Raw genomic sequence first — 12,036 nt, forward strand, 5'->3', positions numbered from 1 at the left:
ACTACTAGTGTGAGAATGGCAATAATAACGATATTAGCCATATTTGATGCTATCCAAGTAAACATATAAAGGCCTCCTCTAATTTATACTTTACTTTCTATAGATCGATTTACTCTACTTCTGGGTATAATTTCATTTTATTTCTTTTATTTGTTTCATTTGTATTAGGTGTTCTAAAGATTAGATACAACATTCCTATTAATACTACAAATCCTGCTGCTGTTCCAAAAGTGAAAACACCACTTGATAGGAATAAACCAATTTGGTAGAAAATCAAGGATACTGCATAAGCTAAGCCAAACTGATATCCAATTGTAAACCAAGTCCATTTTGCATTGTTCATTTCTCTCATAATCGCACCTATTGCTGCAAAGCAAGGAGGGCACAATAAATTAAATATCATAAAACTATATGCTGCAAGAGGGGTAAAATGTGCTGCAATCGTTCCTAATTGATTAAAAGACCCTTCTTCTACAATAGATAGTGCATCACCTGTTATTCCATAAAGAACGCCAAATACTGCTACTACTTCTTCTTTTGCTAAAATACCCATTACCGTTGCAACTGCACTTTGCCAATTTCCAAAGCCTATTGGAGCAAATAATGGTGCAACTATTCCACCAATTACAGAAAGAATACTATGATCCATATCTTCAACCATTCCAAAGGACCCATTTGCCATACCAAAATTAGATAAGAACCAGATAATCATACTAGATAGTAAGACTACTGTACCCGCTCTTTTTACAAAGGAAAAACCTCTTTCCCAAGTACTCTTAAATACACTCTTTGAGCTTGGAATGTGATAAGCAGGTAGTTCCATAACGAAAGGAGAAGATTCTCCTGCAAACATCTTTGATTTCTTTAATATAACACCTGAGATTACAATAGCACCAATACCTAAGAAATATGCACTAGGAGCAACCCACCAAGCTCCTCCAAACAATGCTCCAGCAATAAGTGCAATGATTGGAAGTTTTGCGCCACATGGCATAAAAGTCGTAGTCATGATGGTCATTCGTCTCTCTTGCTCATTTTCAATAGTACGAGATGCCATTACTCCAGGAACACCACAACCTGTTCCAATTAACATAGGAATAAAAGATTTTCCTGAAAGGCCAAAACGTCTAAATAATTTATCTAAGATAAATGCTACACGTGACATATAACCGCACTCTTCAAGGATAGCCAATAAGAAAAACAGTACAAACATCTGTGGTACAAAGCCAAGAACAGCGCCGACGCCACCTACTATACCATCTACAACTAACCCCGACAACCAAGGAGATACTCCTGTACTTTCAAACCATGCTCCTAAAGGTGCAATAATCCACTCTCCAAAAATCGTATCATTCGTAAAATCCGTTACAAAAGTACCAACTGTAGTGACTGAAATATAATAAACAGAAAACATGATTACAGCAAAGATAGGTAGTGCCAGCCATCTATTGGTAATAATTGCATCTACTTTATCTGAAGTAGTAAGATCTGATCCATTTTTCTTTACATAGATTCCCTTTATTGTCTCAGTAATATAATTATATCTTTCATTAATAATAATACTTTCACTATCATCATCTAAAGTCTTTTCTACAAAGGTAATTATTCCATCTACATTAGAGTCTATATTTAATTCCTTTAGTACTTTTTTATCTCGTTCAAATAGTTTTATTGTATACCAACGCCTTTGAGTTATGTCAATTTCTTTTGGTAATTGGTCTTCTATGCTAGAAAGAGCCTTTTCCACCTCTGGGCTAAAAATTCCTTTGGGTACTTTTTTCTTAGGATTTTGCACTAGTTTTACAACCTTATTTATGAGCTCTTTTGTTCCAGTACCATCTAATGCTGTTATTTCGACAATTTCGCAACCAATAGCCTTTGAGAGCTTTGCCGTATCGATTTTATCTCCTCGTTTTTTGACGATGTCCATCATATTGATTGCTACAATGACTGGAATGCCTAGCTCTAATAATTGGGTAGTCAAATATAAATTCCGTTCTAGATTCGAACCATCTATAATATTGATAATTGCATTAGGCTTTTCGTTAATGAGGTAATTTCTTGTAACTACTTCTTCTAAAGTATATGGAGAAAGAGAATAAATTCCAGGTAAATCCATTAGTATAGCATCTTCATGGCCTTGTATCTTTCCCTCTTTTTTTTCTACAGTAACTCCTGGCCAGTTACCAACGTATTGATTTGATCCTGTCAAATCATTAAATAAAGTGGTCTTCCCACTATTAGGATTTCCCGCAAGTGCAATTTTTGTAACCATATAAAAATCCCTCCTCTTAGTTAGACTCTGCTAACTCCCTTACGTACTTTTACTTACTTATTCTACTTCAATGTTTGCTGCATCGCATTTTCGAAGAGAAAGCTCGTAGCCACGAACATTTATTTGTAATGGATCCCCAAAGGGAGCTACTTTTCGGATAAAAATTTCAGCACCTTTTGTAATACCCATGTCCATAATTCTACGTTTAAGTGCACCTTGTGTATGAAGTTTAACAACTTTTACTTTTTCACCTATTTTTGCATCGTTTAAATTCATGGATTTTTCCCCCTTAATATATTGCATTTTTATGATTGTTAGACTACGCTAACCCCCTATTGCATATTAGGAAGCATCCGCTAACTCTTGATTAAAGTTTACCACCGCTAACTACTTATGTCAATATAATTTATGGAAAAAATTAATAAAAAAAAATAAATATTTTAAGAATCTTGTATACATATATGAATACATAATCAGGATTACATAAGCTGCGCCTGCATCCCATGCCATTTGAATGCCATCTCCTGTAAGCCCTGGAATGCGGTATGAAAAGATATCTTTTCCCCATTCATATGGAGCGTGCTTTTTAATAAACTCTGGGCTATCTCCAAAACCACCTGTAGAAATAATAACTGCTCCAGCATAAACTTCTAGATCTCCTTCTTTATCATTAGCTACTACATCAATGATCTCTCCATCCTCTTTAATAAGACTTTTTACAGGAGTTTCTAATAGAATTTCTACACCTAATTCATCTGCTCGTTCTGTCATTGCTTTGATCATTGTTGCAGCTGCTCGAAGACCTGGATTTCCAGTTTTAGGTTTTACTATATGCCACGTTGCTTCTGAAAATGGTCAATGTATCAGCCTCTTCAAAATACGATTATTATATGGACTTACAAGTAATGCATCTTCTATAAGAAATTTTTTGATTCGCGAAGTATTTAGAATTAAGGCTTTCTTTCACTTTCTACTTTTCACTATTATGTAATTTTTCAAGGGTGTTTTTAAATTGGGCTGTAAACATAATGGCAGTGACTGTAACAGCTATTATGTCTGCTATTGGTTCTGCCAAGAATACTGCATTAACTTTATCCTCCATAAACAATGGCAATATAAATATGAATGGAATCAATAGGATTACCTTACGTAAAAGGGCAAGAAATACAGATATCTTTGCTTTGCCAAGGGCGATAAAAGTCTGTTGGCAACTGATTTGGATGCCAAACACCAAAGATGCCGCCATATAAATCCTCAGTGCTGAAATCGTAGTTTGAACTAAACTTTGATCAGACGTAAATATACGAGCAAACATCTGGGGGAACAGCATAACTATTGCCCACAGTGCTGTAGAATAAATCACAGAGGCTTTTAGTAGTAATGTAAAAGTCTCTTTCACCCTAGATGAGTTTCTAGCACCATAATTATAGCTGACAATAGGCTGGGCTCCCTGAGTCAACCCCATCAAAGGTAGCATGGAAAATTGCATTATGCTTGTTAGAATCGTCATAGCCCCTACTGCTAAATCTCCACCATACTTCTGTAAAGATATGTTAAAGGCAATAGCAATGATACTCTCTGTTGCCTGCATTATAAATGGAGATAATCCAAGGCCGATGCATGACCAAAGAATTTTAGAATCTATTTTCATATATTCCTTTTTAATCTTCAGTAAGGTGGTTTTACCTCTTAAAAATCGAATTACCCATATAGCAGAAATAGCCTGTGAAATGATGGTCGCAAACGCAGCACCTTTTACCCCCATACCAAGGCCAAACATAAAAATTGGATCAAGTATAATATTTACTATAGCCCCAATAGTTACTGTAATCATGCTTGTTTTAGCAAAACCTTGAGCTGTGATAAATGCATTTAAGCCCAAGGACAGCTGTACGAATACTGTTCCAATAGCGTATATATTCATATAATCTAATGCATATCCAATCGTATTTGAACTTGCTCCAAAAAGCATTAGCATTTTTTTACCAGCAGCAAGTACTGTGATAGTTAATATAATCGATACTAGGATTAGTGCTGTCGTACAATTGCCAAGTATTTTTTCAGCAGTCTCCTTATCTTTTCTCCCCATCATAATCGATGCCCTAGAGGCACCCCCTACACTTACCAATGAAGCAAATGCCGCAATAACCATAATCATAGGCATCGTCACACCTACACCAGTCAACGCCTCAGCTCCTGTTTCAGGGATATGGCCTATGTACATCCTATCTACCATGTTATATAAAACATTGACGATCTGTGCTGTAATAGCAGGAAAGGACATGCTAAAAAGCAACTTCCCTATGCTTTTGGTCTGTAGATCATTTTCTTGTAATTTCCCCATTTACTCATCCTCCAATCTGTCTTTAAGCTCTTCTGAAATGTTGTAATTTCATTTAAGTTGTGCTAATGGGTCTACTATTAAACAAAAAAAGAACATCAATTTCATTTTAAGTTAATTGAAGTTCTTTTATTTTGATATAAAAGGGTTCAATCTATTTTACTGCTTTAAAATGTAAATGTAAAGCTCTCATTATCACGACAGGGTGCCATTCTAGCTTTGTCGTATATTGTAATATTGCTTTTTGCAAACGTAATCCCTATGCCTTTATGAATATTTTATTATATAGGAATGCATTAAACAACGAATAACAGAAATGCCAAAATCTCAACAAAATGAGCTCCATACCAACTATAATTGCATAGCTAATATGGAGCTTTTTATTCACTTACTTATATTTCTATTCTTACGTTCGTTGATATTTCACCAAAATTTAACAAAACCTTACAAATGCTTTATTATAATTTGAGGTTAACATCCCCACAAAGCGTCGCTGTCAATGCTATTTTAATAAGATTGAGATAGCATAAAGACATTGTAATTAATTTCACGAAAATATACCTGAAGTTATATCTTAGATACTTCCATATTTACACCAATATCAGCAGGCTTTCCAAAATAAACCCATGTCGTATTAATTACATCAACGCCTGTTGCAGCATATTCACCTATATTATCAGCATTGATTCCACCTGTACCTATCAATGTTATCGCTGGATTTATATTTCTTATGTCATATACAATTTCACCCAGCTCTTTTGGCGATATTTTATCAAATTGTATCGCGTCCACGCAGCTCCTGCTCAACTTAATCGCTTCTTCTCTGCACTTAGCCTCAACAGTTATCTTTTTCTCATATGCTCTGGTCTTGATGTCATCTAACTTACTTAACAAGCCATCAATTCCGCCCAGGAAAGTCATATGCTGTTCGAAAATCAGTATCGTTTCCGATAATCCAAGCCTGTGCGGCAATGCCCCTCCATCCATAGCGGCTTTTATTGAGAGTTCCTTAGTACCAGGAAATATTTTACGGGTCGTAACCACTTCTATTCTTGAATTTATTTTCTTTGCAGTTTCGACTAGTTTTCTTGTTCTTGTGGCAATTCCGGAGCAATATTCAAGTATATTCATGCATACTTTCCAGGCCATATGAAGGCTTTCCACGGTGCCCTGTGCTGATATAAAAACATCACCAGCATTTACTGCTGTGCCTGAAGGAATAATACTATTTATTTTTATTCCTAGTTTTTCAAAAATCCTTTTTACTTCATCGGTTCCGCTTATCACCGCATTTTGCCTTGAAGTGAAAGTAATACTTCCTATTCGATTTCCGATATCTAACACATGTGTCGTCAAATCAATATAAGGTATATCCTCTTTAATAAATCTATCAATTGTTTCATCTGTTATAAACAAAATATTTACCTCCTACATTATAATAATTAAGCAGTTTCCAGTTGTATTGCTGAAAAACGTGTAAAACTTAGCTCTAAAAGCTTTTACTATTTCAATAATTGGCCGTCTTTTCACTAAAGCTTCATTGTTTAAGACGTACCCTTCCTTCAATCTACCCGTGCCCACTTCTTTAAGGGCCTGATGGTAAAAAACTCAAGAAGAATCAGGATAATAAGTAATATGACAACCCAGGCAAATAGATTTTCGGTTTCCAGGTATGCCCTGGAGATAAAGATTCTTTGTCCCATACCGTCTTCGGCGCCTAGCATTTCTGCCATAATTGTCAACCTAACTGAAGATGCCATTCCCAGCGAAAAACCGGTAATCAGGTGCCCGCGCATGCCTGGTATGCAAATTTTAGTCATTTTTTTAAATGCCGGCATGCGGTATACATCTGCCATTTGCTTCAACTCCGTATCTATCGAATGAATACCAGTTGCCGTATTCGTATGCATGACGGGAAATACCAGCAATGAGACAATAAATACAGCCATTTTTGTTCCCATACCAAACCAAACCATTGCTATTGTAAAAAGGATGATGGCCGGTACTGAAAGTAAGAATATAATTGTCGGCTCGATTATTAACTCCACCTTTTTGAAGATTCCAGCGAATACACCTGTTACAGTCCCAACTGTCAGTCCAAGAATCAAACCCATCAATTGCCTCGAAAATGTGATCTTCAGATTCTCTGTCAATTCACCATTGATTACAATTTGGATGATAGCACGTAAGGTCTCAACGGGCGACGGTATAATCACAATGCTGTATCTCATAGACATCAGTTGCCAACCCGCCAACACTAAACCAATGCCAATAATATACCAAATTCTATTATTTGTAGTAGAAGCCATCATCCGGCAATTTACCTCCGAATGCTTTGACATCAGTCGTCGTCGTCAATTCCTTAAAAAACGCCATAATTTCCTCTTTGCATTCTATAGCAGGCTTAGGATCCAGACGGGCATATTGAATTGATTGAGCAACGGCCATAGCCTTCATTGTAGGAACATGCTTTTCCACAATAGGACCGGCTTCCTGTCCATGCTTGTTGACCCATCCAGCTGCCTCTATATAGGCCTTCTCAAATGCAACAATTTGCTCTGACGAAACTCCACTGCCATTGACGACGACAATCCCAGCCATGGGGAATTTCTTATTCTTTTGACCCGGAAGTTTCCCCCATTCCTCAGTTAAATCCAGTATCCTGTTAATTTTTACATTTGCTTTTTTCGCATTCAACGAAGCAATACTCGCTTGTGGCTCATTGAGAACAGCATATTTAACATCACCGGAAATCATACGCTGTGAAGCTTCTGTCATGTCGAGATAAGTAATCTTCACATCCTTGTCCGGGTCTATACCACTCTTGATCAGCAAGTGACGGAAAATATGATCATGTATTCCGCCTTTACCTGATACGATAACTTCCTTTCCTTTCAAATCTTGAAGAGATACAATGTCATTCTCAGTGCTCATGACATAGAGCATACCCCATACAGTAACCATCACAAGCTGTGTGTCCATACCCTTGTTATAGGTCAATAATGCATTGCTAATGGGCGTGCTACAGAGATTGACTTCCCTAGAGGTAATCATCGCCGTAAGCTGCTCACTATTCTGCCATGGCTGAAGAACTATATCACTGTTTTTTTCGCTCATCGTTGTCAGCGCATATGTAACAGGACCTGGTGCGCTACCAATCTTCAAATTCAATTCATCAAAAGAGACAGGTGTTGATTGCGTTTTTGTCGTTTCTGTTGTTGGTGTAGTTTCTGTCGTTCCGGTATTTTCTCTGCATCCTGTTGCGCCTACGATTAGCGCTATACATATCATGAGAGATAAAATTATTTTTTTCATCAGTTATGCTCCATTTCTCTCTTATTATTTTTGTGCAAAGCTGATATGATTTTTCCCTCCAGTTCATTTTTATATTTTGGGTCTCTCCTGTCTTTCGGGTTCATCATGATGTCAAGAATGATCCGGCAGGGTCTACCACCAACAACTACGATACGGTCACTTAGTTTAAAAGCTTCCTGGATATCGTGGGTCACCATGACGGTTGTGCACATGTGCCAGTTTTCAAGTGTCAAAATCAAATCCTGCATTTCTATTTTTAGCGCTTCATCCAGTCCAGAAAACGGTTCGTCAAGCAAGAGCAAATCAGGCTGAATCACAAAGGCACGACCGATAGAGACCCGTTGCTTCATGCCACCGCTCAGTTGTTCCGGATAGTATTCCCCGAAGTATTCAAGCCCAATTTTAGGCAGGACTTGCTGCACAATCTTCTTTCTCCTGCGCACATCTCTGATCAAGTTGTAGAGCCCCACCTCGATATTTTGTTCTACCGTCATCCATGGGGGAAGCCGTGGTTCCTGGAAAACATAGGCGACGCGTTCGTTGTCCAAGGTAATCTTTCCGTAATCCGGTTTTAATATCCCCGCAAGTACATTAAGAATAGTTGTCTTACCGATGCCGGATGGACCAAAGAGGCAGATGAATTGTTTTGTCTCTCCTTTAAGGCTAAAGTCTTCCAGTACGTTGAGATTGTCATAATTTATCACAATACTTTCCATTTCAAACAAAGCGGCTCCCCCTTATGATGCGCTGTTTTTCATAGCCTGACGAAAGCTATCCCAGCCTGTCCATTTGAGTACAGAACTCTTATTTATAAAAATTTCAGGGGGCTTGACTTCATTGGAAACCGGAACAAATGACTGTTGCTTGAGAAAATTCTGAACTTTTGAAGATAACATGAAATCCCCAAGTTTCAACAGACTTTCGTCAAGGCCCTTTTTCCAGGCGATAATCTGGGGCATGCATAGGAGTCCGTCCTCCGGCCAGATCATCCTGATCTTATAGTTTTCTGAAATTTTTCCAAAAGTAATATTTGTAATTCCTAGAGAAAATTCTCCGTTTCTTACAGCCTCTATCACATTAGGTGGCATCCCACTGCATGTAATATTTTCTTCTATCGCCTGTGCCTGATTCGGATTCTGATATTTCAAAATAGCCCGAATAACCTTCGGTGCCATGTGTTCTTTTCCCGGCATCATAATGCGTCCCTTCCATTTGGGATGGAGCAGCTCACTCCAGGTACGGGGAATTTCGGAAGCATCTGTATAATCCGGATTGTAAAACATAACAAAGGGAACAATGCCAAAGGTGTGAAAATACCCCTGAGGATCGATAAACCCGCTGCATTGAAATGCTTTACTGATGGGAAAACGTCCGGATGTACTAATCAAATCCCTAAGAATGTACTCATCTGTCTGCACCGCAAGCTCCGGCATAAATCCAATCATGATATCTCCATGGTTCAGACCCTTCTCTCCTTTAGTACCACATGCATGGCAATTTTCAATTTCAATTTCCGTGTGATATTCTCCTGTGCCTGATTCAATATGTTCCCTTAGAATCTCTTCGAGGCCCCGGCTCATATTGAGTGGCAGCTGAATTTGTATTTTAACCATCTTTTTTATTCTCCTGTTATATAATTTTTTGATGCTAAATTTCTATTGCTTTTAATATTCCTCCAGCATTTCGCCGCTGCGCATCGTTCGGCGTAGCTTAACCATTCTGTCATCAGTAAATTCCAATTTCCGAAGTGTTTCCTTTTCTTTTTTCGTACGTCGAATAACCCTGTGGATCTCGCCATTTTTGATTACTAACCGGGTGTGAGCAAGCAATGCCAGGAGTGGGTCGTGTGTTGTCAGAAAGATGATTTTATCCTCGCCTGTCAGAAGCTTTAAGGCTTTTCGCCTGTTGATCCCAGCATTTTCTATTTCATCAATCAACACGATGGGGGCCGATGACAGCAGTGCGCAGTCAGCGATCATCAGGGCTCTTGATTGACCTCCACTTAGCTCTGCCACATTGCTCTCCATCTCAAATTTTTCTCCTGCCAACGAATTTGCTAGCTCTATAATCCTTTCAATTCTCCCGCTGGCATCTGGCGTGGGCCAGCAGCGGGAATGCATGCCAAGAAAGTCACGCACTGTTAAATCGATAACGAAGTGCATGTTTTGCGAAAGCTGCGCTACAATTTTCTTCCTTGCTCTCCCTTTTTTGTTTTTTGAGGTTGTTTCACCATTTATCAATATACGTCTTCCAGTCGGTGTATTTCCGTTCGCACCACATTCTATGTCTTCAAGCAGTCGGCTCTTTCCACTTCCCGTAGGGCCTACCACTGCGATGATATCCCCGGGATAAAATGTCAGAGGTTTAAATTTTTCTGGTTCTCGGTTTTTACCATATCCGGGGCATAACGTTATGTTTTCGATTTCCTTCAAAGGCTTCTCGAGCATGTCCTTCATGACTATCAGATAATCATCAAACTGCTGTGTGATCATACGAGCATTCATATTTTGGAAAGCATAAAAGGACTCTTTTTGCTTAAATAGCATGTTACTGAGTGTGTCGTCTTGGTCGATAACGCAACCGATCTGCTCCAACCAGTCTTTAGCGTAGGGATGCTCGATAAAAAGCAACTTCACCGGTTTTTCCAAATATTTTTCAATCATTTTTATCTATCTCCATATCTCTTTCCCGAATTTCAACCTTTCTGAGATTGCCCAGTTGGTACTGTGCACCAATGTTCGTCTCTCCAAGACAGTACGAACAGAGGGCCATTGGCATCGGATAGCGCAACTTATTCTCTGTGACCTTTGAATCGATGGAATAACCATCTAATATCTCAATTAATTCCGTCAACCCCTGCCCTGTCAAACCGTTAACGTGAAAAATTTCGGCATGAGGGTTGACACATTGAACATTCATCTCAAATACTTCCCGTTCAGCTTGGGACACGATGTCGCTCTTTGTAATTACAACTATATCCGCAAACCGGAGCATTGGCCCGATTTTCATTGGAGTGTGCACACCACTCATCTGGTCTATGACACAGACTGCTGGTATGTCCCGAATATGAGGAGCACACCGGTTGCAAAGTCCTGCGCTTTCTGATAACAGGATGTCAAAGTTGAGTTCAGTACCCCAATTAAATACATCTTCAATGTTGCTGATGTAGTAATGGTCCGGACACTGTTGTCCAGAAATTCCTAACAAAACCGGCACTTTCAAACGGGCGTAAATCTTATCGTCATTACTTTGAAGACAATCAAATTTTACTACGCCTACCTTTGTACCTCTATCAAGATACGCACGGATCATCCTTGAGATGACTGATGTCTTTCCAGAGGAAGGGGGACCGGAAAAGGTGATTAATTTCATTCCCTATTTCATTTCCTTTCATTATGTAATATCCTCATCATATTAAACAATATATAAGCCAAACCAACTAAAGCCAACTGTAAAAATTATATATTAAGTTGTATTTATTGTCAATATTTTATCCGCGAAGAGGACTACCCTAATCATTAACCTCATCTTTCAATAAAATATTTACCTAAACATGCTTTCATTACAAATATTTATAACGAAAAAAAGTACTGCCCATTAACCTTATTAAGTGACAGTACCGTTTGTAACTACTAAATTAAAATGGACAGAAATTGTAGTTTGACAATTTGAATGCAGAAAATTTCATGAAATATATTCTAGAAATTATAAAAAATATAGTCAAATAGAGAACTATTGATATGAGCCATAAGAGCACCGCATTATGACGGCATATTGACTTTACGACTCTAATTTAGTATAATGTGTAAACTTATACAAAAACTTAAATTTAGGGAGGAATCGCTGTGATATTATCTTTTGATTTTGTTAAAGAACTCAAAAAAGCTCTACAGGACAACTTTTCCGTATATTTGCATTTCCATGACGGCTGTGGTGGTCAGTCTTTTTCTTTAGAGCAAACAAGCGACGACATTAAATTATTCATTCATGATTATTTAAAAAAGGACAACCTAACAGCAGTTTTTGCAGACGACAATTTATGGTTTACCGTTAAGGAGAAATAAGATCACCTTACATTAAATCAAATCCATAGGATCTTTCTTTA

Annotated in this window: 12 protein-coding genes; 1 reads left to right on the forward strand and 11 read right to left on the reverse strand. The window is 38.1% G+C overall.

The window, feature by feature from the left end; all coding sequences use genetic code 11:
* Positions 1-109: 109 nt before the first annotated feature.
* The 11 genes from feoB to Q7P22_RS05710 form a co-directional block, all read right to left on the reverse strand.
* Positions 110-2,275 (reverse strand): ferrous iron transport protein B, encoded by a 2,166-nt coding sequence (feoB, locus tag Q7P22_RS05660; RefSeq protein WP_303861774.1) that lies wholly within the window; start codon positions 2,273-2,275, stop codon positions 110-112.
* 57 nt (positions 2,276-2,332) lie between these two features.
* Positions 2,333-2,551, reverse strand: coding sequence for a ferrous iron transport protein A (locus tag Q7P22_RS05665; RefSeq protein ID WP_113919473.1), 219 nt, complete (start codon positions 2,549-2,551; stop codon positions 2,333-2,335).
* A gap of 120 nt (positions 2,552-2,671) precedes the next feature.
* Positions 2,672-3,106 carry an FAD-binding protein gene (locus tag Q7P22_RS05670; RefSeq protein WP_303861835.1) on the reverse strand — a complete coding sequence of 145 codons (435 nt, stop codon included), beginning with the start codon at positions 3,104-3,106 and terminating at the stop codon, positions 2,672-2,674.
* 139 nt (positions 3,107-3,245) lie between these two features.
* Positions 3,246-4,619 (reverse strand): MATE family efflux transporter, encoded by a 1,374-nt coding sequence (locus tag Q7P22_RS05675; RefSeq protein WP_303861779.1) that lies wholly within the window; start codon positions 4,617-4,619, stop codon positions 3,246-3,248.
* 564 nt (positions 4,620-5,183) lie between these two features.
* Positions 5,184-6,035 carry a ModD protein gene (gene modD / locus Q7P22_RS05680; protein ID WP_303861837.1) on the reverse strand — a complete coding sequence of 284 codons (852 nt, stop codon included), beginning with the start codon at positions 6,033-6,035 and terminating at the stop codon, positions 5,184-5,186.
* A gap of 143 nt (positions 6,036-6,178) precedes the next feature.
* Positions 6,179-6,928 carry an ABC transporter permease gene (locus tag Q7P22_RS05685; protein ID WP_303861781.1) on the reverse strand — a complete coding sequence of 250 codons (750 nt, stop codon included), beginning with the start codon at positions 6,926-6,928 and terminating at the stop codon, positions 6,179-6,181.
* Positions 6,906-7,931 carry an ABC transporter substrate-binding protein gene (locus tag Q7P22_RS05690; protein ID WP_303861784.1) on the reverse strand — a complete coding sequence of 342 codons (1,026 nt, stop codon included), beginning with the start codon at positions 7,929-7,931 and terminating at the stop codon, positions 6,906-6,908. The genes Q7P22_RS05685 and Q7P22_RS05690 overlap by 23 nt, the downstream gene beginning before the upstream one ends.
* Positions 7,931-8,647, reverse strand: coding sequence for an ABC transporter ATP-binding protein (locus Q7P22_RS05695; RefSeq protein ID WP_303861840.1), 717 nt, complete (start codon positions 8,645-8,647; stop codon positions 7,931-7,933). The genes Q7P22_RS05690 and Q7P22_RS05695 overlap by 1 nt, the downstream gene beginning before the upstream one ends.
* Before the next feature lie 21 nt (positions 8,648-8,668).
* Entirely contained in the window at positions 8,669-9,544 is an 876-nt protein-coding gene (locus tag Q7P22_RS05700) for an ABC transporter substrate-binding protein (protein ID WP_303861786.1), read from the reverse strand.
* A gap of 51 nt (positions 9,545-9,595) precedes the next feature.
* Positions 9,596-10,594: an ATP-binding cassette domain-containing protein gene (locus Q7P22_RS05705; protein ID WP_303861789.1), complete on the reverse strand. Its 999-nt coding sequence runs from the start codon at positions 10,592-10,594 to the stop codon at positions 9,596-9,598.
* Complete coding sequence (locus tag Q7P22_RS05710) at positions 10,587-11,303, reverse strand: GTP-binding protein (RefSeq protein WP_303861792.1); 717 nt, start codon at positions 11,301-11,303, stop codon at positions 10,587-10,589. Before Q7P22_RS05710 ends, Q7P22_RS05705 begins: the two co-directional genes overlap by 8 nt.
* Positions 11,304-11,776: 473 nt before the next feature.
* Here Q7P22_RS05710 and Q7P22_RS05715 point away from each other — a divergent pair, with 473 nt between their 5' ends.
* Complete coding sequence (locus tag Q7P22_RS05715; protein ID WP_303861795.1) at positions 11,777-11,995, forward strand: hypothetical protein; 219 nt, start codon at positions 11,777-11,779, stop codon at positions 11,993-11,995.
* Positions 11,996-12,036: the final 41 nt, after the last annotated feature.

The sequence above is a fragment of the Alkalibaculum bacchi genome (genome assembly GCF_937875145.1).
Lineage (GTDB): Bacteria > Bacillota > Clostridia > Eubacteriales > Alkalibacteraceae > Alkalibaculum > Alkalibaculum bacchi_A.

Excerpts from the sequence above, each read along its gene's own strand:
- feoB (WP_303861774.1), bottom strand. The coding sequence starts at position 2,275 with ATGGTTACAAAAATTGCACTTGCGGGAAATCCTAATAGTGGGAAGACC.
- Q7P22_RS05665 (WP_113919473.1), bottom strand. The coding sequence starts at position 2,551 with ATGAATTTAAACGATGCAAAAATAGGTGAAAAAGTAAAAGTTGTTAAA.
- Q7P22_RS05675 (WP_303861779.1), bottom strand. The coding sequence starts at position 4,619 with ATGGGGAAATTACAAGAAAATGATCTACAGACCAAAAGCATAGGGAAG.
- Q7P22_RS05685 (WP_303861781.1), bottom strand. The coding sequence starts at position 6,928 with ATGATGGCTTCTACTACAAATAATAGAATTTGGTATATTATTGGCATT.
- Q7P22_RS05690 (WP_303861784.1), bottom strand. The coding sequence starts at position 7,931 with ATGAAAAAAATAATTTTATCTCTCATGATATGTATAGCGCTAATCGTA.
- Q7P22_RS05695 (WP_303861840.1), bottom strand. The coding sequence starts at position 8,647 with ATGGAAAGTATTGTGATAAATTATGACAATCTCAACGTACTGGAAGAC.
- Q7P22_RS05700 (WP_303861786.1), bottom strand. The coding sequence starts at position 9,544 with ATGGTTAAAATACAAATTCAGCTGCCACTCAATATGAGCCGGGGCCTC.
- Q7P22_RS05705 (WP_303861789.1), bottom strand. The coding sequence starts at position 10,594 with ATGATTGAAAAATATTTGGAAAAACCGGTGAAGTTGCTTTTTATCGAG.
- Q7P22_RS05710 (WP_303861792.1), bottom strand. The coding sequence starts at position 11,303 with ATGAAATTAATCACCTTTTCCGGTCCCCCTTCCTCTGGAAAGACATCA.